Annotated in this window: 19 protein-coding genes and 2 tRNA genes; 4 read left to right on the top strand and 17 right to left on the bottom strand. The window is 57.1% G+C overall.

The genetic code is table 11. From position 1 onward, the window contains the following. Nucleotides 1–10 precede the first annotated feature (10 nt). From FW764_RS17530 to FW764_RS17520, 3 genes are all read left to right on the top strand, one after another. Nucleotides 11–880, top strand: coding sequence for an oxygenase MpaB family protein (locus FW764_RS17530; RefSeq protein ID WP_446434950.1), 870 nt, complete (start codon nucleotides 11–13; stop codon nucleotides 878–880). Nucleotides 881–940: 60 nt separating this feature from the next. Next, complete coding sequence (locus FW764_RS17525) at nucleotides 941–1957, top strand: class I SAM-dependent rRNA methyltransferase (RefSeq protein WP_446434949.1); 1017 nt, start codon at nucleotides 941–943, stop codon at nucleotides 1955–1957. An 87-nt stretch (nucleotides 1958–2044) separates the two neighbouring features. Further along, on the top strand, nucleotides 2045–4978 hold the full coding sequence (locus tag FW764_RS17520; protein ID WP_446434948.1) for a DUF748 domain-containing protein: 2934 nt from the start codon (nucleotides 2045–2047) through the stop codon (nucleotides 4976–4978). 290 nt (nucleotides 4979–5268) lie between these two features. Here FW764_RS17520 and FW764_RS17515 read toward each other — a convergent pair whose 3' ends face one another. The 16 genes from FW764_RS17515 to rlmE form a co-directional block, all read right to left on the bottom strand. Then, a complete protein-coding gene (locus FW764_RS17515) occupies nucleotides 5269–5889 on the bottom strand; it encodes a BON domain-containing protein (protein ID WP_083356728.1) in 621 nt (206 codons plus the stop codon). A 294-nt stretch (nucleotides 5890–6183) separates the two neighbouring features. Further along, nucleotides 6184–8289: a polyribonucleotide nucleotidyltransferase gene (gene pnp / locus FW764_RS17510; RefSeq protein WP_446434947.1), complete on the bottom strand. Its 2106-nt coding sequence runs from the start codon at nucleotides 8287–8289 to the stop codon at nucleotides 6184–6186. A 194-nt stretch (nucleotides 8290–8483) separates the two neighbouring features. Next, nucleotides 8484–8753, bottom strand: a complete 270-nt coding sequence (gene rpsO, locus FW764_RS17505; RefSeq protein ID WP_003177875.1) for a 30S ribosomal protein S15 — start codon at nucleotides 8751–8753, stop codon at nucleotides 8484–8486. Nucleotides 8754–8868: 115 nt separating this feature from the next. Then, on the bottom strand, nucleotides 8869–9786 hold the full coding sequence (truB, locus tag FW764_RS17500) for a tRNA pseudouridine(55) synthase TruB (protein ID WP_025857114.1): 918 nt from the start codon (nucleotides 9784–9786) through the stop codon (nucleotides 8869–8871). Between the two features lie 3 nt (nucleotides 9787–9789). Further along, the gene (gene rbfA / locus FW764_RS17495) at nucleotides 9790–10185 is read right to left on the bottom strand and encodes a 30S ribosome-binding factor RbfA (RefSeq protein ID WP_057725021.1); all 396 of its coding nucleotides are present in this window, start codon (nucleotides 10183–10185) and stop codon (nucleotides 9790–9792) included. 159 nt (nucleotides 10186–10344) lie between these two features. Further along, nucleotides 10345–12870 (bottom strand): translation initiation factor IF-2, encoded by a 2526-nt coding sequence (gene infB / locus FW764_RS17490; protein ID WP_446434946.1) that lies wholly within the window; start codon nucleotides 12868–12870, stop codon nucleotides 10345–10347. A 27-nt stretch (nucleotides 12871–12897) separates the two neighbouring features. Next, nucleotides 12898–14379: a transcription termination factor NusA gene (gene nusA, locus FW764_RS17485; protein ID WP_083356724.1), complete on the bottom strand. Its 1482-nt coding sequence runs from the start codon at nucleotides 14377–14379 to the stop codon at nucleotides 12898–12900. A 47-nt stretch (nucleotides 14380–14426) separates the two neighbouring features. Continuing rightward, nucleotides 14427–14885 carry a ribosome maturation factor RimP gene (gene rimP / locus FW764_RS17480; protein WP_003235029.1) on the bottom strand — a complete coding sequence of 153 codons (459 nt, stop codon included), beginning with the start codon at nucleotides 14883–14885 and terminating at the stop codon, nucleotides 14427–14429. Nucleotides 14886–15025: 140 nt separating this feature from the next. After that, nucleotides 15026–15102: transfer RNA gene (locus FW764_RS17475), tRNA-Met, on the bottom strand. A 96-nt stretch (nucleotides 15103–15198) separates the two neighbouring features. Beyond that, nucleotides 15199–15284, bottom strand: a tRNA-Leu gene (locus FW764_RS17470). Nucleotides 15285–15306: 22 nt separating this feature from the next. Next, the gene (gene secG / locus FW764_RS17465) at nucleotides 15307–15690 is read right to left on the bottom strand and encodes a preprotein translocase subunit SecG (RefSeq protein WP_083356723.1); all 384 of its coding nucleotides are present in this window, start codon (nucleotides 15688–15690) and stop codon (nucleotides 15307–15309) included. A gap of 4 nt (nucleotides 15691–15694) precedes the next feature. Further along, entirely contained in the window at nucleotides 15695–16450 is a 756-nt protein-coding gene (gene tpiA, locus FW764_RS17460) for a triose-phosphate isomerase (RefSeq protein ID WP_446434945.1), read from the bottom strand. Between the two features lie 66 nt (nucleotides 16451–16516). Beyond that, nucleotides 16517–17854: a phosphoglucosamine mutase gene (gene glmM, locus FW764_RS17455; protein ID WP_446434944.1), complete on the bottom strand. Its 1338-nt coding sequence runs from the start codon at nucleotides 17852–17854 to the stop codon at nucleotides 16517–16519. A 16-nt stretch (nucleotides 17855–17870) separates the two neighbouring features. Further along, the gene (gene folP, locus FW764_RS17450; protein WP_446434943.1) at nucleotides 17871–18722 is read right to left on the bottom strand and encodes a dihydropteroate synthase; all 852 of its coding nucleotides are present in this window, start codon (nucleotides 18720–18722) and stop codon (nucleotides 17871–17873) included. 8 nt (nucleotides 18723–18730) lie between these two features. Then, nucleotides 18731–20641: an ATP-dependent zinc metalloprotease FtsH gene (gene ftsH, locus FW764_RS17445; RefSeq protein ID WP_446434942.1), complete on the bottom strand. Its 1911-nt coding sequence runs from the start codon at nucleotides 20639–20641 to the stop codon at nucleotides 18731–18733. 200 nt (nucleotides 20642–20841) lie between these two features. Continuing rightward, nucleotides 20842–21492, bottom strand: coding sequence for a 23S rRNA (uridine(2552)-2'-O)-methyltransferase RlmE (rlmE, locus tag FW764_RS17440; protein WP_017139255.1), 651 nt, complete (start codon nucleotides 21490–21492; stop codon nucleotides 20842–20844). A gap of 106 nt (nucleotides 21493–21598) precedes the next feature. Between rlmE and FW764_RS17435 the strand changes: the two genes are divergently transcribed. Then, entirely contained in the window at nucleotides 21599–21907 is a 309-nt protein-coding gene (locus FW764_RS17435) for a YhbY family RNA-binding protein (RefSeq protein WP_017139256.1), read from the top strand. A 20-nt stretch (nucleotides 21908–21927) separates the two neighbouring features. On the opposite strand, the gene FW764_RS17430 is transcribed toward FW764_RS17435, so the two are convergent. Further along, nucleotides 21928–22332 (bottom strand): MFS transporter, encoded by a 405-nt coding sequence (locus FW764_RS17430; protein ID WP_159959951.1) that lies wholly within the window; start codon nucleotides 22330–22332, stop codon nucleotides 21928–21930. Nucleotides 22333–22341: the final 9 nt, after the last annotated feature.

Raw genomic sequence — 22341 nt, 5'->3', positions numbered from 1 at the left:
CCGAGTCACCATGGAATTTATCCGCAGCCGTATTGAAACCCAGTTGATGAGCCTTACCGGCTTGTCACTGGGCCAGTTGGACCTGGAAAACCCCAAGGGCGATCCAGGCCTGTTCGGGCCGGACTCGGTCAGTTGGCAAGTGCATGGTGACTTCAGCAGCATGCTCATTGGCGGTATCAGCGCGTTGATGCTGCAAGCCTTGCACCCGCTGGCCCTGGCTGGCGTGTGGGACCACTCCAGCTTTCGCCAGGACATGCTCGGGCGCTTGCGGCGCACCTCGCAATTTATTTCCGGTACCACCTTCGGTTCGCGCAAAGACGCCGAATGGCTGATCGAAAAAGTGCGCACCATCCACCTGAAAGTGACGGGGCATGCCCCGGACGGACGGCCATACGCGGCCAGCGATCCGCAATTGCTGACGTGGGTGCATGTGGCGGAAGTCAGCAACTTCCTGGCGGCCCACCTTCGCTATCGCAACCCGAGCCTCTCGGGTCGGGACCAGGACCGTTATTACAGTGAAATCGCCTTGGTCGCCGAGCGCTTGGGCGCTCGGCATGTTCCGCGTTCACGGCAGGAAGTTTCGGATTACCTGGCACGCATTCGTCCGCAACTGCTGTGTGACGAGCGTAGTCGCGAGGTGCTGCGCCTGCTGGTCAATGCACCCGCACCCAGCACATTGGCCAAACCTTTTGGCAGCTTGATGATGCAGGCCGGCATAGACCTGCTGCCGGATTGGGCAAGCACCATGCTCGAACAACACCAAAGCCCGCTGCAGCGCCAGATGGTCCGCGCCGGGGTCAAACGCAGCGCGCCATTGCTGCGCTGGGCAATGCGCAATGGCTCGATGCAGCGCGCCCATCGGCGGATGGGGTTGATGTAGCCAGCGCCCCATAACTGTTAAACTCCGCGCCCATATTTACTCGCAAGCAAGGCGCGCTCCATGACTCCCTTGAATCAGGCGCTGCGCGCCGCCCTCAATCATCGCCAAGATTTGATCAACGAGCTGCATGCCCAGGGCACCGACTGCTACCGACTGTTCCACGGCAGCCAGGAAGGCGCCAGCGGCCTGACCATCGACCGTTACGGCCCGCAACTGCTGGTACAAAGCTTCCACCACTCGCTGGAAACAGCAGAGCTGCTGGAGTTGCACCAACAGATAAACCAGTTCGTGGGCCTGCAATTACTGCTGGTGTACAACGACCGCTCGCGTGGCAACTCACGGATCGACCGTGAAGACATCGTGTACCGCGCTGAACCGGAGGCACTGGAAGACTTGGTCGGCCACGAATGGGGCCTCAATTACCGCGTGCGCGGGCGCCATGCCGGGCAGGACCCGCTGCTGTTTCTCGACCTGCGCAACACCCGTGGCTGGGTCAGGGAACACAGCGCCGGCAAGCGTGTGCTCAACCTGTTTGCCTACACCTGTGGCGTAGGCCTGAGCGCGGCAGCCGGTGGCGCACGTGAGGTGTGCAACTTGGACTTTGCCGAGGGCAACCTAGCGGTAGGCCGCGAAAACGGCCTGCTCAATCCACACTTGCCGACCATGGATTTCGTGCAATCCGACTACTTTCCCGCGATTCGCCAACTGGCGGGCTTGCCAATCACCCAGCGCCGCGGCCAAAAGCTGCCGAGCTATCCGCGCCTTGAGCAATGCCAATATGATCTGGTGCTACTCGACCCACCGGCCTGGGCCAAGAGCGCGTTCGGCACCGTCGACCTACTGCGCGACTACCAGAGCCTGCTCAAGCCTGCGCTGCTGGCCACCGCCGACAGTGGCGTGCTGATCTGCTGCAACAACTTGGCGAAAGTCAGCATGGATGACTGGCGCGATCAGGTACTGCGTTGCGCGGAGAAAGCCGGCCGCCCAGTACGCGACTGGCAAATCATGACCCCGGGAGCCGACTTCCCTTCCCAGGACCAGCAGCCGCCGTTGAAAACCCTGATCCTCCAGCTGTAGTACTTTTCCCAAGCAGCCCGGTACTTCGGAACCGAAATCCCGTGCCATACTCCAAGGCACTCTTGTTCGATATAGATGGCGTTACTCATGCCCAAAGGATTGATCCGCGCCGCTGGCGCCTTGTTGACCGCCCTGGCTCTGTACAGCTTGCTGGGCTTTCTGATTCTGCCGGGCATCGCCCTTCGCATTGCCAACCAACAGTTGGCCAATTACGCCACGGTGCCGGCACGCATAGAGCGAATCGAGCTCAACCCTTTCAGCCTGGAAGTGACGGCATGGGGCTTGAAGATAGGCGAACCGGGCAAAGAACAAGTGGGTTTCGAGCGTCTCTACGCCAACCTGCAGATCGACAGCCTATGGACCCGCGCCCTGCACCTGGCCGATGTACAGTTGGACCTGCCCAAGACCGAGCTACGGTTCGATAAATCCGGCCAACTGAACCTGGCGCAGTTATTCAAACTGCCGCCAAGTGACCCCACGCCGACTGACCCCAACGCCAAGCCGTTCCCGTTGCGCATCGACAGCATCAAGCTCGCCGGCGGTTACGTGCATTTTCAAGATTTGCGCCCCAGCGAACCCATCGAATTCCTCTACGACAAACTCGACTTTGAGTTGAAAAACCTCAGCACGCTGCCAGAAGACAATGCCAACATGACGCTGGTGGCCGCCGGCCCTCAAGGTGGGCAGATCGACTGGAAAGGCAATTTCAGCCTGGTACCGATTACGTCCGAGGGCACGCTGAAAGTCACCGACGGCAAGATGAAAGCCTGGTGGCCGTATGTGCGGGACGCCGTGCCGTTGGTGCTTGAAGACGGTGTGCTGAATTTCAGCACCGACTACAAATTCAGCCTGGCCAAAGAAACCGAACTGAACCTGACCAACACCGCCGCCAGCATCGCGCCATTTGCAATCAAGGCACCGGACGGCCGCCCGTTGGTGCGCCTGGAACGCCTGGATGTCAGCGAAACCACGGTGGACCTGGCCAAGCAGCAGGTAGTAGTCGGTAAGATTCGCAGCAACAAGCTGGAAACCTGGGCTGCCCGCGAGGCCGATGGGCAGTTGGACTGGCAGAAACTGTTCGCCAGCCAACCGAGCAAGCCGGGCAAGGCGCCGGAACCTGCTACCGCGCCAGCCACCGCCGACTCCCCGAAAGCCCCTCCGGCAGCGCCAAGCAAACCTTGGCAGGTACTGCTCAAAGATGTGCAACTGCGTAACTATCAGGTGCACTTGGCCGACCGTCAGGTCAAACCTGCAGTGGCGTTAGAACTGGGCCCGTTGAATGTCGACGTGCAGAACTTCGACAGCCTCAACCAAAGCCCCTTTACCTTGAAGGTCGACACCGGCCTGGGCAAGCAAGGCAAGATCCAGGCAACCGGTCAGGTCAACCTCAATCCTGTCAGTGCAAAACTCAAAGTGAATACCCAGGACATCGACCTGCGGGTCGCTCAATCCTATATCAGCCCATTTATTCGCCTGGAACTGCGCAGCGGCATGCTCGGCAGTCACTTGGATGTGAACCTGAAAAGCACTGAGCCATTGGCGCTCCAGATCACCGGCCGCGCTCAGGTTGATCAATTGCACACCTTGGACACGCTCAAGACTCGTGACTTCCTCAAATGGCAGCGCCTGGTGCTCGAAGGCGTGAATTATCAACACGGCGACAGCTTGTCGATCGACAAGGTCAACCTGCTGCAGCCGTACGCGCGCTTTATGATCAACGATGACCGCACCACCAACATCGACGACTTGCTGATCCCACAGCCAGCCAATAGCGGTGCCAAGTCAGCAGCCACACCAGCGGCCAGCAAAGACAAGCCCCTGGGCATTCATATCGGCCAGATCGCTATCAACGACGGCTCGGCCAACTTCGCCGATTTCAGCCTAACACCGAACTTCGCCACGGCCATTCAACAGCTCAACGGGCAGATCGGCACCATTGACAGTCGCCAGGCCAAACCGGCCAGTGTCGACATCAAGGGCAAGGTGGATCGCTATGCGCCAGTGACCATTAAAGGCAGCGTAAACCCGTTTGATCCGATGGCGGCGCTGGATATCGCCACCAGCTTCAAACGCGTCGAGCTGACTACATTGACGCCATACTCCGGTAAGTTCGCCGGTTTCCGCATCCGCAAGGGCCGCCTTAACCTTGACCTGCACTATGTGATCACCAAAGGCCAGTTGAAGGCTGAAAACAAAGTGGTGGTTGAACAACTGCAACTGGGTGAGAAAGTCGACAGCGCCGACGCCGTGGATTTGCCGATTCGCCTGGCAATCGCCCTGCTCAAAGACTCCGACGGCAAGATCTCCATCGAGCTGCCCGTGACGGGCGACTTGAATAACCCGCAATTCAGTGTGATGCCAATCGTGTGGCAGACACTGCGTAATCTGGTCGTGCGCGCGGCGACTGCACCGTTCAAGTTCATCGGTGGTCTGGTGACTGGCGGAGGCTCGGAAGACCTCGGCAATGTATCGTTCGCCGCAGGCTCAAGCGAATTGAACAAAGATGCCGAAGGCGCCCTGAACACCTTAGCCAAAGCGCTGAAAGAGCGCCCAACCCTGCGCCTGGAAATCGAAGGCACGGCGGCTGCCAGCAGTGACGGGCCGTTCCTGGCCGCAGAGCGCCTGGAGCGTGAATACCAATACAACTACTACAAGATACTCCAGCGCCGGGGCGACAAGGTTCCGGCCCAGGCCTCCTTGCTGGTCGTACCAGAGAAGGAAAAGGCACCGTTGCTCGAGGGCATCTACCGCACCCGCCTGAAACAACAACCACCAGCCGAATGGAAAGACCTGAGCAGCGATGACCGCAGCGCCAAACTGCGCGATGGTTTGATCAAGTTTTGGGGCGCCAGTGACGTCTTGCTGCGCCAACTGGGGCAAGATCGTGCCAGTGCCATCAAGGACTACTTGGTGGACAAGGGCCAACTGGAAGATGACCGGGTGTACTTCATTGATGCCAACCTGGGGCAGGCGCAGAAGGATGGTCGGGTGGTGACGCCGATGCATCTGGATGCTGAGTAACGCCTGAGCGGCACCATGCAAATGTGGGAGCTGGCTTACCTGCGATGCAGACACCTCGGTCATTCAGTTGAGTCGAGGTGATGCTATCGCAGGCAAGCCAGCTCCCACTTTTGTTTTGGGTCGGCCTGGAGATTTTGTTTCTGCTCAGAATAGAACAGGCCCCGACACAAGTGCCGGGGCCTGTAATGACCACATCCGTGTGGTCGGTCGCATGAACTCCAGAGGTGCATCGGGTGGATATCTAACTCACCCTAAGCCGCCGCTTTCCAGTTCAGACGAAACGTTAAGCGTTACTCTGCTTTCAGGCCATCGGCCGATACAGCTTTAACGCCTTTGATTTTCTTGGTGATATTCACCGCGGTAGTTTTCTGTGCTTCGGTAACGGCTGCAGTCGAAGACAGGGAAACGACGCCCTTGTTAGTTTCGACTTTGATGTCGGTGCCAGGAATGCCTTTCTCGGTTACCAGGTCAGCTTTCACTTTGGTGGTAATCCAAGTGTCGGAAGTGGTCTCTTTGGCGTCGGCTGCGGCGCTTTTGGTTTTGTCGACGTTGTCTGCCTTAGTAGCACCGCCAGCCATCAGGCCGTCAGCGGAAACGGCAGTCACACCTTTAATTTTCTTGGTGATCGCTACAGCAGTGGCTTTCTGCGAGTCAGAGATAGCAACTGTCGAAGACAGGGAAACCACACCTTTGTTGGTTTCAACCTTGATGTCCGAACCAGGAATACCTTTTTCTGTCAGCAGGTCAGCTTTGACTTTGGTGGTGATCCAAGTATCCGAAGTGGATTCTTTAGCCTTGGTCATTTCGCCAGCGGCCAGCGTCATTGGAGCTTGGGAAGTCTGAGCAAAGGCCACGTTAGCACCCATGGCCAGGGTCAGAGCGGTAGCAGTAGCGAGAGCGAACTTCTTCATACGAGTAACTCCTGTTTTATTGAAAGTCTGCAGTGTGTGAACCTTGATGCTGCAGCGTTAACAGGGTTATTGCAGGCAGTGTGCCAAGTTTCTCAATCGGATAATATCCTTATAAAACAATAACTTATAAAAACATCCAATTTCCGAAATCGTGCAAGTTGCATGAAGCCGGCCGTATCTACGTGCAAGTTGCGGCTTTTGATATTTACTAAGCGACTGATTTACCGGCATTTTCCCATGTCCATAAAAAAAGGACTCCGAAGAGTCCTTTTTCAGCGTGACGCTTGCGGGTGATTAAACGCCCGAAGCCTTGGCGGCTGCTACATCCTTGATGGACAGCTTGATACGGCCGCGGTTATCCACGTCCAGTACCAGCACTTCCACTTCCTGGCCTTCTTTCAGAATGTCGGTCACTTTCTCAACGCGAGCATCGCTCAGCATGGAGATGTGTACCAGACCGTCTTTGCCCGGCAGAATGTTGACGAATGCGCCGAAGTCGACGATGCGCTCAACTTTACCGACGTAGATCTTGCCGATCTCGGCTTCAGCGGTGATGCCCAGAACGCGCTGACGCGCCGCTTCTGCTGCTTCTTTGGTTTCGCCGAAGATCTTGATCGAGCCGTCGTCTTCGATATCGATCGAAGCCTTGGTCTCTTCACAGATCGCACGAATGGTCGCGCCGCCTTTACCGATGACATCACGGATTTTGTCGGTGTCGATTTTCATCGCGATCATGGTCGGAGCATTTTCCGACAGTTCAGTACGGGACTGACCAATGATCTGGTTCATCTGGCCGAGGATGTTCAGGCGCGCTTCCAGGGCTTGGCCCAGAGCGATTTCCATGATCTCTTCGGTGATGCCCTTGATCTTGATGTCCATCTGCAGCGCGGTAACACCTTTAGCGGTACCAGCTACTTTGAAGTCCATGTCGCCCAGGTGGTCTTCGTCACCCAGGATGTCGGTCAGGATGGCGAATTTCTCGCCTTCTTTAACCAGACCCATGGCGATACCGGCAACCGGTGCCTTCATCGGGACACCAGCATCCATCAGCGCCAGGGAAGCACCGCAGACCGAAGCCATGGAGCTGGAGCCGTTGGACTCAGTGATTTCCGACACAACACGGATGGTGTAAGGGAACACGTCAGCAGCAGGCAGCATGGCTGCAATCGAACGACGAGCCAGACGGCCGTGACCGATTTCGCGACGACCAGCACCACCCATGCGACCACACTCACCAACCGAGAACGGAGGGAAGTTGTAGTGCAGCATGAACGGGTCTTTTTTCTCGCCTTCCAGGGTGTCCAGCAGCTGTGCGTCACGGGCAGTACCCAGGGTTGCGACGACCAGGGCCTGAGTTTCACCACGGGTGAACAGCGCCGAACCGTGAGTCTTCGGCAGAACACCCACTTCGATGTTCAGCGGACGTACAGTGCGAGTGTCGCGGCCGTCGATACGTGGCTTGCCGTTAACGATGTTTTCGCGAACGGTGCGGTATTCGATTTCACCGAATGCAGCTTTGACGTCGCTGGAGGAAGGCTGGCCTTCTTCACCGGACAGCTTGGCCACAACCTGATCCTTCAGCTCGCCCAGGCGAGCATAACGGTCGGCCTTGACGGTGATGGTGTAGGCATCGGAGATCGCTGCGCCGAACTCGGAGCGGATAGCGCCCAGCAGTTCAGTCGCTTCAGCTTGTGGGGCCCAGGTCCAGGTTGGCTTGGCAGCTTCAGCAGCCAGTTCTTTAACAGCGTTGATCACAACCTGGAACTCGTCATGAGCAAACAGTACCGCACCCAGCATCTGGTCTTCGGTCAGCTCTTTGGCTTCCGATTCAACCATCAACACGGCTTCCGAAGTACCGGCAACGACCATGTCCAGGCTCGACGCTTTCTGTTGCTCGTAAGTCGGGTTCAGCAGGTAGCCGGTGCTTTCGTGGAACGCAACACGGGCAGCGCCAATTGGACCATCGAAAGGAATACCGGAGATGGCCAGGGCAGCCGAGGTACCGATCATCGCAGCGATGTCCGGATCGGTCTTTTTGCTGGTGGAAACGACGGTGCAGACAACCTGCACTTCGTTCATGAAGCCTTCTGGGAACAGCGGACGGATCGGACGGTCGATCAGTCGGGAAGTCAGGGTTTCTTTTTCGGAAGGACGGCCTTCACGCTTGAAGAAGCCGCCAGGGATCTTACCGGCAGCGTAAGTCTTTTCCTGGTAGTGAACGGAAAGAGGGAAGAAGCCTTTGCTTGGGTCAGCGGTCTTGGCGCCAACGACGGTCACCAATACGGTGACGTCATCGTCAACGGTAACCAGCACTGCGCCGGAGGCTTGACGGGCGATACGGCCTGTCTCGAGGGTAACGGTCGACTGACCGAACTGGAATTTTTTGATAACCGGGTTCACGGTGTCCTACCTTCTTTGTGGCTCTTGGGGAACGTGTCTTCTTGCGAAATTCTTGGGCAATGTCGGGAATCGGCCCGAGCCTAGTCCAGGGTAAAACGTGTATCCAGATAAAACTTGAGGCTGGGAGCCTGCAATGGGCCAGCGGGAATCCCACTGGCACACGGCAGACAACCAACCTCTAGCGCAATCGCTTATTAGCGACGCAGACCCAGGCGACCGATCAGAGTCTGATAACGACCCAGATCCTTGCCTTTCAGGTAGTCCAGCAGCTTACGGCGCTGGTTTACCATGCGGATCAGACCACGACGGGAGTGGTGATCTTTACCGTTGGCCTTGAAGTGACCTTGCAGCTTGTTGATGTTGTGGGTCAGCAGTGCAACTTGCACTTCTGGCGAACCAGTGTCACCAACAGCTTGCTGATAGTCAGCTACGATTTGTGCTTTTTCTTGAACGTCGAGAGCCATGAGGCAATCCTTTTTTCAGGAAACCACCCAAAGGGCGATTTCAACAGGCCAGGGACAAATCCCTGTATCTAAAAATGAGTGTTGACCGTGCCTGTTAACAGCCACACTCGTCCGGTCATTCTGACCGAATCAGTCGACGCGGCGCGATGCGCCCGTCTTCGCTCACTTCACCGATACCGATAAAGCGACCGTTATGATCCTGTACCCGCACCATACCGAACTTCGGAGCGTCCGGGGCACGTACCGGCTGGCCATTGAGCCAGTAGAACGCGCTGTGCTCCGAAAAGTGCAGCAATGGCCAATCAAGCAAACCGCTGTCCGATGGCATAAGGAAGCGATCTACCGCTTCATTGCCGCCTTCGGCATGTACCGCTTCCAACTCTTCCAGCGTAACCGTCTGGGCCAGGCTGAAAGGCCCGGCCTGGGTGCGCCGCAGTTCTGCAACGTACGCGCCGCAACCGAGCTTTTCACCAATATCTTCCACCAGGGTACGGATATAGGTGCCTTTGCTGCAGTCCACGGCCAGTCGGGCAGTGTCGCCTTCACAGGCGAGCAATTCCAAGCGCGCAATAGTAACAGAACGCGGTTCGCGCTCCACTACTTCGCCCGCACGTGCCAGCTTGTATAGAGGCTGGCCATCACGCTTGAGCGCCGAGTACATCGGCGGTATCTGACTGATTTCCCCACGAAAACCGGGCAAAGCAGCTTCAATATCAGCACGACCAACGGTCACGTCACGAACCTGCAAAACGTCACCTTCGGCATCGGCCGTGGTGGTGGTCTTGCCAAGCTGCATCAGGGTTTCGTAACCCTTGTCGGAATCGAGCAGGTATTGCGAGAACTTGGTCGCCTCACCAAAGCACAGCGGCAGCACGCCGGTGGCCAACGGGTCGAGGCTGCCGGTATGCCCGGCCTTCTCGGCATTGAGCAGCCAGCGGACTTTCTGCAACGCGGCATTGGAGGTAAAACCAATGGGCTTGTCGAGCAGAATGATGCCGCTGACGTTGCGACGGATACGTTTGACCTGAGCCACCGCTTACTCCTTGGCGTCTTCAGGTGTGGACGGGTGCTGGCTGTCTTCAGCCACAGCGCGCTCGATCAGCGCCGACAGGTGCGCACCACGCACGACGCTTTCGTCGTAGTGGAAGTGCAACTGAGGCACGCTGCGCAACTTCATTTCACGAGCCAATTGCATACGCAGGAAACCTGCGGCCGCATTCAGCACCTTGATGCTTTGCGCGATTTCTTCGCTGCTGTCCTGCCCCATCACGGTGATGAAGATCTTCGCGTGACCAACGTCGCGGCTCACTTCAACGGCGGTGATGGTGACCAGGCCAACACGGGGATCTTTGACTTCGCGACGGATCAGTTGGGCCAGCTCGCGCTGCATCTGATCGCCGATACGTTGGGTACGGCTGTATTCTTTTGCCATGTCTTGTTACCTGTTACTGCCACACGGTGAAACCCGTGGGGTCTGAAAGCGGCAAACGCCCGGCCTGACAAAAGCCAGACCGGGCGTTGCGTTTAGAGTCCGTACGCTACGCGGGGCATTTGCATGCCCACACGTCGCGTGGCTCCGGAAGTACGCGAGTTAGAGGCTGCGAGCAACCTGAACCTTCTCGTAGACTTCGATCTTGTCGCCAGCCTTGACGTCGTTGTAGCTCTTGACGCCGATACCGCACTCCATGCCAGCACGTACTTCAGAAGCGTCATCCTTGAAGCGGCGCAGGGATTCCAGCTCGCCTTCGAAGATAACGATGTCTTCACGCAGTACACGGATTGGACGGTTACGGTGCACAACACCTTCGATAACCATGCAACCGGCGATCGCGCCGAACTTCGGCGAACGGAACACGTCACGCACCTCGGCAACACCCAGGATGTTCTCCCGGACGTCACTGCCAAGCATGCCGGTAAGGGCTTTCTTGACGTCTTCGATGATGTCGTAAATGACGTTGTAGTAACGCATGTCCAGGCCTTCCTGCTCGACGATCTTGCGAGCGCCAGCATCGGCACGCACGTTGAAGCCGAACAGTACAGCGTTGGAAGCCAGTGCCAGGTTGGCGTCGGACTCAGTGATACCACCGACACCGCCACCGACAACACGCACTTGCACTTCGTCGTTACCCAGGCCATTCAAGGCGCCGTTCAACGCTTCGAGGGAACCACGGACGTCAGATTTGAGGACGATGTTAAGCGTCTTCTTCTCTGCCTGGCCCATGTTCTCGAAGATGTTCTCCAGCTTGCCAGCGTGAGCACGGGCCAGTTTGACTTCGCGAAACTTGCCTTGACGGAACAGAGCCACTTCACGGGCTTTCTTCTCGTCGGCAACCACGCTCATCTCGTCGCCAGCGTCCGGGGTGCCGTCCAGGCCGAGAATCTCGACAGGGATGGAAGGACCGGCTTCTTTGATTGGCTTGCCGTTCTCATCAAGCATGGCACGTACACGGCCATAGTTTGAACCGACCAGCACCATGTCGCCTTGACGCAGGGTACCGTCTTGAACCAGGACGGTTGCAACCGGGCCACGACCTTTGTCGAGACGCGATTCAACCACAACACCGCGCCCAGGAGCCGATGGTGTTGCTTTCAGTTCGAGTACTTCAGCTTGCAGCAGAACCGCTTCGAGCAGTTCGTCTACACCGGTACCGACTTTCGCCGAAACCGAAACGAACGGCGTATCACCGCCCCACTCTTCGGAAGTCACGCCGTGAACCGACAGCTCGCTACGGATGCGATCGAGATCAGCGCCCGGCTTGTCGATTTTGTTCACTGCAACAACCAGTGGAACACCAGCGGCCTTGGCGTGCTGGACAGCTTCAATGGTCTGCGGCATCACGCCGTCGTCCGCTGCAACTACCAGGATCACGATGTCAGTCGCCTTGGCACCACGGGCACGCATTGCGGTAAACGCGGCGTGACCTGGGGTGTCGAGGAAGGTGACCATGCCGCGTTCGGTTTCAACGTGGTAGGCACCGATGTGCTGGGTGATACCGCCGGCTTCGCCAGCAGCTACCTTGGCACGACGGATGTAGTCGAGCAGGGAAGTCTTACCATGGTCAACGTGACCCATTACGGTCACAACTGGCGCACGGGAGAAGGTTTCACCTTCAAACTTCAGGGACTCGGCCAGGGAATCTTCCAAGGCAGTGTCGCTGACCAGGGTCACTTTATGGCCCAACTCTTCAGCCACAAGCTGAGCAGTTTCCTGATCAAGCACCTGGTTGATGGTCGCTGGAGTACCCAGTTTGAACATGAACTTGATGATTTCAGCAGCCTTCACCGACATCTGATTGGCGAGATCGCCAACAGAAATGGTCTCGCCGATCTGCACATCACGCACGACAGGACCGGTTGGGCTCTGGAAACCGTGGGCGTTGCGTTTTTTCAGCTTGGCCTTGCCGCGACCACCACGACGGAAGCTATCGCTTTCTTCGTCAGTAGTACGAGGGGCAACGCGAGGAGCAGGCGCTTTCTCTTTGACCGAGGCGCGGTGTGGCGCGTTTTTACGCTCGCCATCGCCACCACCACCGCGACGATTGTTATCGTCGGCACGTGGTTTGTCCGGACGCCGAGGTTCGTCGCGCTTACGAGCGTCTGCTGCAGGAGCAGGTGCGGCGGCAACCGGAGCAGCCTCACGCACAGCTTCAACAGGTGCGCTAGGCGCGGCGACCGCTTCTGTACCAGCAGGTTGCGCAGCAGCAGGCTGGCGACGCGCTTCTTCTTCGGCGCGACGCTTGGCTTCTTCTTCAGCCTTCTGACGAGCAGCATTTTCTACTGCGCGACGTTCTTCCAGTTCGCGTTTGCGCTCGGCTTCGATTTCTTCCGGGCTGCGCTGTACGAAGACTTTCTTCTTGCGTACTTCAACGCTAATGCTCTTGCTACCAGCAACACGCAGGGTGCTGGTGGTTTTGCGCTGCAATGTAATCTTGCGCGGTTCTTCCACTTTCGCCTTGTGGCTGCTCTTCAAGTGAGTCAGCAAAGACTGCTTCTCACTGTCGCTCACACCTTCATCGGCGGCGGTGTGCGGCAGACCTGCCTCACGCATCTGCTGCAACAGGCGCTCTACCGGTGTTTTGACCTCATCGGCCAGTTGTTTCACCGTGACTTGCGTCATGCACTTCTCTCCTCAGGCCGCGCCTAGTTACTCGAACCAATGGGCTCGGGCGGCCATGATCAACTTGCCGGCACGATCATCGTCAATGCCGTCGATGTCGAGCAGATCGTCAATAGACTGCTCGGCCAGGTCTTCGCGGGTAATTACGCCGCGCACCGCCAGTTCCATCGCCAAATCCTTGTCCATACCCTCAAGCGAGAGCAGGTCTTCGGCCGGATGGGCGTCTGCCAGCTTTTCCTCAGTAGCGATGGCTTTAGTCAACAAACGATCCTTGGCGCGAGCGCGAAGCTCGTTGACGGTGTCTTCGTCAAAGCCGTCGATGTTGAGCATTTCTTCCAACGGTACGTAGGCAATCTCTTCCAGGCTGGTGAAGCCTTCATCTACCAGCACCTGTGCCAGGTCTTCGTCGACTTCCAGCTCGTCGATGAAGTTGCGCAGGATGTCACCGGTTTCAGCTTGCTGCTTAGCCTGGATGTCCGATTCGGTCATCACGTTCAGGGTCCAACCGGTCAGTTGGCTGGCCAGACGCACGTTCTGACCACCACGACCAATGGCCTGAGCCAGATTGTCTGCGCCAACGGCGATGTCCATTGCATGGGCATCTTCGTCGACGATAATTGCCGCCACTTCAGCCGGCGACATGGCGTTGATCACAAACTGCGCAGGGTTATCGTCCCACAGGACGATGTCCACACGCTCGCCGCCCAATTCGCCCGACACTGCCTGGACGCGCGAACCACGCATACCAATGCAAGCGCCCTGCGGGTCGATACGTTTATCCTTGGAACGGACCGCGATCTTGGCGCGCGAACCCGGGTCCCGGGACGCTGCCATGACCTCGATCAGGCCTTCGGCGATTTCCGGCACTTCGATACGGAACAGCTCAATCAGCATTTCCGGCGCGGTACGCGACAGGATCAACTGAGGGCCGCGGTTCTCGGTGCGGATTTCCTTAAGCAGCGCACGCAAACGCACGCCGACACGGAAGGTTTCGCGAGAGATGATGTCTTCGCGAGCCAGCAACGCTTCAGCGTTGTTGCCCAAGTCGACGATCACGTTGTCGCGGGTAACTTTTTTCACGGTGCCGGAGATGATTTCACCCAGGCGCTCGCGATAAGCGTCAACGACCTGAGCGCGTTCGGCTTCGCGAACCTTCTGCACGATGACCTGCTTGGCAGTCTGTGCAGCAATACGGCCGAATTCGATCGATTCGATCTTTTCTTCGACAACATCACCGACATTGGCGCCAGGGTGCGTTTGCGCAACCTTGCTTGGCCAGGTTTCGATGGCCGGATCATCAAGATCGGCTTCTTCAACGACCGTCCAGCGACGGAAAGTCTCATAGGCACCGGTGTGGCGGTTGATTTCCACACGCAGATCAACTTCGTCTTCAAAACGCTTTTTGGTAGCAGTGGCCAGGGCCAGCTCCAGCGCTTCAAAAATCACGTTTGCCGGTACGCCCTTTTCATTGGATACCGACTCAACAACCAGCAGTACTTCTTTGCTCATCGTACGCCTCGCCTTTCGCAAGCCATTGGATCCGCGGGATCCGCGTCTCAGTCAAAACTGGGAATAATGTTGGCCTTGTCGATCATATCGATCGGCAACAGGAACTCATGGTCTTCTACCTGCACCACGACATCCTGCTCTTCTACACCGCGCAGAAGGCCCTGAAAGTTGCGTCGCCCCTCAAAGGGAGAGCGCAGCTTGATCTTCACTTGTTCACCGGCAAATTTTGCAAACTGATCAATAGTGAACAGTGGGCGTTCCATGCCAGGCGAGGAAACTTCGAGGGTGTATTCAACAGAGATCGGATCTTCAACATCCAGCACACCGCTGATCTGACGGCTGACAATGGCACAATCGTCCACCAGCACGCCGCCCTCTTTATCGATATAAACGCGCAACATTGAGTGGCGACCTTGAGCCGAAAACTCAATACCCCAGCATTCATAGCCTAGGGCCACGACCACCGGGGCCAACAAGGCCTGCAACTCTTCTAGCTTGCTCGACACCTGAACCCCCTCGTGCATGTATGTGCATGCTGTGCAAAATAAAAAAATGGGCGAAACGCCCATCCTTGAAACGCCGTCGAACAGCGGCGTTGAAAGTGTCCAGCTAACAAAAAGCCCCTTAAAAGGGGCTCCGCTAAAACTGGTTGCGGGGGCCGGATTTGAACCGACGACCTTCGGGTTATGAGCCCGACGAGCTACCAGACTGCTCCACCCCGCGACAAAGCTGGGGCGGAAGTATACGACCGATCCCTTACAGGGTCAATGTAACCTTCCACCTACAAGAAAGCCCGCAACAGCGGGCTCTCCTGACAATTGGTACCGAGAAGGGGACTCGAACCCCTACACCCTATGGGCACAACCACCTCAAGGTTGCGTGTCTACCAATTCCACCACCTCGGCAATACAGCGATTACAACTCTTCTTACTTTTGCTCTTGAGCTGGAGGCACGTCAGTCGCTGGAGTAGCCGACTTTTGCTCTTGAAGCACCGGAACATCATCAGAAGCCGGTTTTGCTTTTGGCACTTCCAACACTGCTGGGTTTGGGAGACCTACTTGAGTCAGCACATGAGCTTTCTCTTTAGCATAGTAACCTAACCCCAAGCTGGTTATGAAGAAACCGGCGGCAAGTATAGCAGTAAACTTACTAAGAAAGGTAGAGGAACCTTGGCTTCCGAATACAGTATTTGAAGCACCTGCACCGAAAGACGCACCAGCATCCGCACCTTTACCCTGTTGCAACAAAACCAAGGCAATTACGCCCAGGGCAGCCAACAGATGAAAAACGACTACGACTGTTTCCAGCATTTTTTCAGTTTCCCGCGGCGCGACAGATCGCACCGAACTCATCTGCATTCAGGGAAGCTCCACCAATGAGCCCCCCATCGATATCCGGCATGCCGAACAGTTCGACCGCATTGGCCGCCTTCACGCTGCCGCCGTATAGAAGCCGCACACCTTGCGCGACTTCAGAATTCTCTGCCGCCAACTGTGCGCGGATGGCTGCGTGCACATCCTGCGCCTGTTGCGGCGTAGCAGTCAGCCCAGTGCCAATGGCCCAGACCGGCTCGTAAGCAATTACTGCCTTTGCAAATGCACCAACACCCAGCTCCTCAATGATGCTGCCCAACTGACGCGAGACAACTTCCAGAGTCTTGCCCGATTCACGCTGCTCAAGGGTCTCCCCTATGCACAACACCGGAATCAAGCCACAAGCCTGTGCTGCTGCGAACTTGCGATTGAGCGTCACATCACGCTCGCCCATCATCTGACGGCGCTCAGAGTGCCCGACAAGCACATAGGAACAACCCGCATCGACCAGCTGACTCGGCGAGATTTCACCGGTCAACGCACCTTGCATGGGCTCCACCGCAGAGTTCTGCGCGCCGACCTGAATCGACTTACCCTTCAAGCCATCAACTACCTGGTTGATATGCAAGCAAGGCGGGAAAACCGCAACATCAACACCGCTAGGCAAGGCCAAGTGACGAAGGCCATTGATCAGCTCAGCGACACTGGCGCGGGTACCGTGCATCTTCCAGTTACCAGCAACCATAGTGCGACGCATGCTGTACCTCGTCGGTCAAAGTGGGCGCAGATGTTACCCAACCACATCATCACTGGCAAGCCGAATTCAGGCGCAAATTTCAGTTACCAGTTTTGCCAGGTCTTCGGCATGCCCGCGAACCTGTGCTTCGTCTTCACCTTCGACCATGACGCGCACCAGAGGCTCTGTGCCGGACTTGCGCAGTAACACCCGCCCACGCCCCGCCATTGCCAGGGTCACACGCTCACAGGCGTCTTTGACAGCAGGGTGCTCAATCGGATTTTCACCACCGGCAAAACGCACATTGAGCAGAACTTGCGGGCACTTGCGCAGTGCCTGACGCGCCTGCGCGAGACTCTCTTCGCGACGACGCAAGGACAACAACACCTGCAACGCAGCAATAATCGCATCGCCAGTGGTGGTGTGCTGGAAGCAGACAACATGCCCGGAGTTCTCACCACCTACCTGCCAGTTGCGCTCCAGCAGCTCAGCGATTACATAGCGGTCACCGACATTGGCGCGAACAAATGGGATCCCCAGCTCTGCCAAGGCCAGCTCAAGCCCTAGATTGCTCATCAACGTACCGACAACGCCACCTTGCAGCTTGTTACGCTCATGCAGGTCGCGGGCAATGATAAACAGCAGGTCATCGCCATCAACGACGGTACCGGTGTGATCCACCATCAACACGCGATCACCGTCGCCATCAAAGGCAATACCCAAGTCAGCATGCTCAGCCAGAACCGCCGCCTGCAGCTGCTCCATGTGGGTAGAGCCACAGTTATCGTTGATATTCAAACCATTCGGCTGGGCCGACAGCACTGTCACGTCGGCGCCCAGCTCTTTGAATACACTCGGGGCGACCTTGTAGGTTGCACCGTGCGCACAATCGACAACGATCTTCAGCCCGGCAAAATTGGTACTGGTCGGCACGCTGCTTTTGCAGAATTCGATATAGCGACCAGAGGCGTCATTGATGCGCGAGACCTTGCCCAGCTTGCTGGACTCGACCACCGTCATCGGTGCGTCCAACAGTTCTTCAATCATCAGCTCGATCTCGTCCGGCAGCTTGGTGCCCTGGCCCGAAAAGAACTTGATGCCGTTGTCATCATGGGGATTGTGCGAGGCACTGATCACGATACCGGCTTCAGCGTGAAAGGTACGCGTCAGGTAGGCGATCGCCGGTGTCGGCATAGGACCCAGCAGCATTACATCAGCACCGGCTGCGGACAAACCCGCCTCCAGCGCTGACTCAAACATATACCCCGAAATTCGGGTGTCTTTGCCCACGAGGATGCGGCACGCGCCCATGCTGCGGAACGCCATGCCTGCCGCCCACCCCAGCTTGAGCATGAAATCAGGAGTAATCGGGAATTCGCCGACCCGACCACGAATACCGTCGGTGCCAAAATATTTTTTAGTCATAAGTGCTCCATCATTCTTATTCGGCTGATTCTACAGCAGCAAGCATACGCACCACATCGACCGTCTCGGCGACGTCATGCACACGCAAAATACGCGCACCCCTGGTCACAGCAAGCGCTGCCAGCGCCAGCCCACCGTAAAGTCGCTCGCCTACAGGACGGTTCAAGGCCAGCCCTATCATGCTCTTGCGCGAAACGCCGACCAACAAGGGCCGACCAAGGGCATGCAAGGCTTGCATATGCTTGAACAGGCTTAAATTGTGCTGAAGGGTCTTGGCGAAACCAAACCCAGGATCAAGGATGATCTTGTCGGCAGCGATACCCGCACTGACGCACTGAGCGAGCCTTTCTGCAAGGAACCCACCCACTTCGCCAACGAGGTCGTCATAGTGCGGGCTGTCCTGCATGTTGCCGGGCTCTCCCTGCATGTGCATAAGGCACACTGGCAGACCGGTTGCCGCCGCAGCATCCAAGGCACCGTCGCGCTGCAGCGAGCGCACATCATTGATCAGCCCTGCCCCCAGGCGCGCCGTCTCACGCATTACCGCTGGTGTCGATGTATCAACCGAGATGATCACATCCAACTCACGGGCGATACGCTCGACAATCGGCGCCACACGCTCCAGCTCCTCCAAAGGAGAAACAACACGAGCGCCAGGGCGAGTCGACTCGCCACCGACATCAATCAATGTCGCGCCAGCCGCCACCATTCCCTCAGCATGACGCAATGCGGTATCCAGCTGGCTGAAACGGCCACCGTCGGAAAAGGAGTCGGGGGTTACATTAAGAATGCCCATGACATGTGTATGGGCCAAATCAAGAACCCGGTTGCCGCAAGGCAACCGGGTGGAGGACAACGCAGAAGTCATTTCAAACCTTAGAGGTCAGCTGCCGGGCCGCCGATCGGGGTCTCAGGGCGTTCGTTCTGAACTACTGGCGGAGTGCCTGAAGTACCTGAACCGCCTTCCCAATCGCGAGGCTCACGAGGCGTACGACCCGCCATGATGTCGTCGATTTGGTCGGCATCGATGGTCTCGTACTTCATCAGCGCATCAGCCATGGCATCCAGCTTGTCGCGGTTGTCGGTCAGGATCTGCTTGGCCGTGCCGTAGCACTGGTCAATGATGCTGCGCACCTCGGAGTCGATCAGCTTGGCTGTCTCACCGGAGAAGCTGGCGCTTTGGCCGCCACCGCCACGACCCAGGAACACTTCACCCTCTTCCTCGGCGTACATCAACGGGCCGAGTTTTTCCGACAAGCCCCACTTGGTCACCATGTTCCGTGCAATCTGGCTGGCACGCATGATGTCGTTGGAGGCTCCGGTGGTTACACCATCAAAGCCCAGGGTCATTTCTTCAGCAATTCGACCACCGTACAGAGAGCAGATCTGGCTGATCAGCGCGCGCTTGGAGAGGCTGTAACGATCCTCTTCCGGCAAGAACATGGTGACACCCAACGCCCGACCACGAGGAATGATCGACACTTTGTAAACCGGGTCATGCTCAGGCACAACGCGACCCACAATGGCGTGTCCAGCTTCGTGATAAGCGGTGTTCTGCTTCTCTTTCTCGGACATAACCATCGATTTGCGCTCGGCGCCCATCATGATCTTGTCTTTCGCCAGCTCGAACTCTTTCATTTCAACGATGCGCTTGCCGGTACGGGCCGCAAACAACGAAGCCTCGTTCACCAGGTTAGCCAAGTCAGCACCGGAAAAGCCTGGAGTACCACGGGCAATCACAGCCGGAGCCACGTCGTCGCCCATTGGCACTTTGCGCATGTGCACTTTCAAAATCTGTTCGCGACCACGGATGTCCGGCAGCCCCACCACAACCTGGCGGTCGAAACGGCCTGGACGCAGCAGCGCAGGGTCCAGTACGTCCGGACGGTTGGTGGCGGCGATGACGATAATGCCGTCATTCATCTCGAAGCCGTCCATCTCCACCAGCAACTGGTTGAGGGTCTGCTCACGCTCATCGTGACCACCACCCATGCCAGCACCACGATGGCGACCAACAGCGTCGATTTCGTCGATAAATATGATGCATGGCGCGTGCTTCTTAGCCTGTTCGAACATATCGCGAACGCGGCTGGCACCCACACCGACAAACATCTCGACGAAGTCAGAACCGGAAATGGTGAAGAAAGGGACTTTGGCTTCGCCAGCAATGGCCTTGGCCAGCAAGGTTTTACCGGTACCCGGAGGACCAACCATCAGTACGCCGCGAGGAATACGGCCACCCAGACGCTGGAATTTGCCCGGATCACGCAGGAACTCAACCAGTTCGCCCACTTCTTCCTTGGCTTCGTCGCAACCTGCGACGTCAGCCAGGGTGGTCTTCACCTGATCCTCGGACAGCAGCCGCGCCTTGCTCTTGCCGAAGCTCATCGGCCCGCCCTTGCCTCCCGCACCGCCTTGCATCTGGCGCATGAAGAACATAAACACGGCGATGATCACCAGGATCGGGAAGCTGGCCACCAGGAGTTGAGTCCAGATGCTCTGCTGCTCAGGCTGTTTGCCTTCAACGACCACGTGGTTATCCACCAAGTCGCCGATCAGACCGTTGTCCTGGATTGCCGGACGAATGGTCTTGAAGCTGTCGCCATCGTTGCGTTTGCCGGTGATTACGTAGCCATCAACCGCTACGCGCTCGACCTTGCCATCCTTAACTTGCTGGATGAAGTCGGAATAGTTGAGGGTCTGCGGCTCGTTAGGGCTGGAGAAGTTGTTCATCACCGTCACCAGGACAGCCGCGATGATCAACCACAGGATCAGATTCTTTGCCATATCGTTCAATTAACTACCCTCTGAAGCAAGCTCCGCTACTGGCGCGCGCTTCGCATGATATTCACCGGCCTAACTTACTACATTACCTACAACTCTGGCAGGCGCCGTCTGTAACCCTTTGTGAAACTTTGACTACACAATATTCGTAAAGCTTCGTGACGAAAGCGACATAAAAAAACCTATCGCCCTCTTCGAATTCCTCAAAAACGCTCTTCACTCTCTGCGCCTTCAACACCACGGAAGCCGCGGCACAGCAGGTATTGCTCTCGCGAACGGTCCCGTGAAGAGTCCGGCTTGCGCGTCTGCACCTTGTCGAACAGCTTGCGGATGTTCTTGTGGTACTCGTCGAAACCTTCACCCTGGAAGACTTTCACCAGGAAATCACCACCAGGACGCAAAACCCGACCCGCCAGATCCAGCGCCAATTCACAGAGGAACATCGCTCGCGGCATATCGACGGCCGGTAATCCACTCATATTGGGGGCCATGTCGGAAATCACAAGGTCTACCTGCGAATTTCCCACAGCTTCCAGGATTTCAGCGAGCACAGTGTCTTGGGTAAAGTCACCGTGAACAAAGGTCACATCCGGGATGCTATCCATCTCCAGGATGTCGGAAGCGATCAAGCGGCCCTGCCCACCAATCAGACGACTGGTCACCTGGGACCAACCACCAGGGGCTGCGCCCAGGTCAATAACGCTCATGCCTGGACGGATCAATTTGTCCTTGTCCTGGATCTCCAGCAGCTTGTAGCTGGCCCGGGAACGGTAGCCGTCCTTTTGCGCCTTTTTGACGTAAGGATCGTTGAAATGCTCTTGCAGCCACTTAAGGCTAGTTTTGGAACGGGCCACGGGCCACCTCGAAAAATAAAACGGGTCGTGATTAACTGGGCGGTCCCGGACTCGCTCGGGTAAACTGGCCGCCGCTTTTTACAAGATCAGACGCAGGGGTCAGATTATGCCGCTCACTCAAGAGCAGAAGAAACAGTACAAATCCATTGGCCACCATCTGAAACCAGTTCTGATTGTGGCAGACAACGGTTTGACTGAAGGTGTGTTAGCCGAACTTGAACGCGCATTGGGCGATCACGAACTGATCAAGATCAAGGTCAACATCCTTGACCGCGAAGCGCGTTTGGCCGCCATCGCAGAACTGTGCAAGGTCGGCAAAGCGGATCTGGTTCAGGTCATCGGCAAGATGGCGCTGCTGTATCGCAAGAACTTCAGCGTCAACAAGCAACTGTCGAACGTACACCGCTTCAAGTAGCCTTCAAATGACAACAAGGGTCACGGGCGTGCTTCGCGCGCCCCGCCACTCCATCCCGGTGCCGGCTGTATAACCAGCACCAGGCCGGAGAACCCTAGCACAAGATAGCTGAATAGCTGCCAGCGCAACGCTTCCGGCAACCACACATGCACCACGCAAAACATTGCGCATGCATACAGCGCCATCAACAGCAGTTGGCCGCGAATATCCCGCCACAAACTCCCCAAGCCTTCGGCCTTGATCAGCACCAGCACTTGGAGCGTCACACACGCCGCCGCAAAACCTACCAGCAGCGCACTTAGCAATCCGTCGATCTCATCGATCAGCAACGGCGCCAGGCCAATCAGGCCCAGCGTCGGCAATATACCAATGTGCAGCAACCACACGCCGCCCACCCAAAGCATCTGGGCAAGTTGCCAAAGCATGGCGCCCGC

Source organism: Pseudomonas sp. 1152_12 (genome assembly GCF_052850675.1).
Note: the sequence above shows the minus strand (reverse complement) of the source record. Positions and strands in the feature narration are given on the sequence as shown.

Excerpts from the sequence above, each read along its gene's own strand:
- tpiA (WP_446434945.1), bottom strand. The coding sequence starts at position 16,450 with ATGCGTCGCACTATGGTTGCTGGTAACTGGAAGATGCACGGTACCCGC.
- FW764_RS17530 (WP_446434950.1), top strand. The coding sequence starts at position 11 with ATGGAATTTATCCGCAGCCGTATTGAAACCCAGTTGATGAGCCTTACC.
- rpsO (WP_003177875.1), bottom strand. The coding sequence starts at position 8,753 with ATGGCTCTCGACGTTCAAGAAAAAGCACAAATCGTAGCTGACTATCAG.
- FW764_RS17430 (WP_159959951.1), bottom strand. The coding sequence starts at position 22,332 with ATGCTTTGGCAACTTGCCCAGATGCTTTGGGTGGGCGGCGTGTGGTTG.
- FW764_RS17515 (WP_083356728.1), bottom strand. The coding sequence starts at position 5,889 with ATGAAGAAGTTCGCTCTCGCTACTGCTACCGCTCTGACCCTGGCCATG.
- FW764_RS17525 (WP_446434949.1), top strand. The coding sequence starts at position 941 with ATGACTCCCTTGAATCAGGCGCTGCGCGCCGCCCTCAATCATCGCCAA.
- rbfA (WP_057725021.1), bottom strand. The coding sequence starts at position 10,185 with ATGGCAAAAGAATACAGCCGTACCCAACGTATCGGCGATCAGATGCAG.
- FW764_RS17435 (WP_017139256.1), top strand. The coding sequence starts at position 21,599 with ATGCCGCTCACTCAAGAGCAGAAGAAACAGTACAAATCCATTGGCCAC.
- glmM (WP_446434944.1), bottom strand. The coding sequence starts at position 17,854 with ATGACTAAAAAATATTTTGGCACCGACGGTATTCGTGGTCGGGTCGGC.
- secG (WP_083356723.1), bottom strand. The coding sequence starts at position 15,690 with ATGCTGGAAACAGTCGTAGTCGTTTTTCATCTGTTGGCTGCCCTGGGC.
- ftsH (WP_446434942.1), bottom strand. The coding sequence starts at position 20,641 with ATGGCAAAGAATCTGATCCTGTGGTTGATCATCGCGGCTGTCCTGGTG.
- infB (WP_446434946.1), bottom strand. The coding sequence starts at position 12,870 with ATGACGCAAGTCACGGTGAAACAACTGGCCGATGAGGTCAAAACACCG.
- FW764_RS17520 (WP_446434948.1), top strand. The coding sequence starts at position 2,045 with ATGCCCAAAGGATTGATCCGCGCCGCTGGCGCCTTGTTGACCGCCCTG.
- folP (WP_446434943.1), bottom strand. The coding sequence starts at position 18,722 with ATGACTTCTGCGTTGTCCTCCACCCGGTTGCCTTGCGGCAACCGGGTT.
- nusA (WP_083356724.1), bottom strand. The coding sequence starts at position 14,379 with ATGAGCAAAGAAGTACTGCTGGTTGTTGAGTCGGTATCCAATGAAAAG.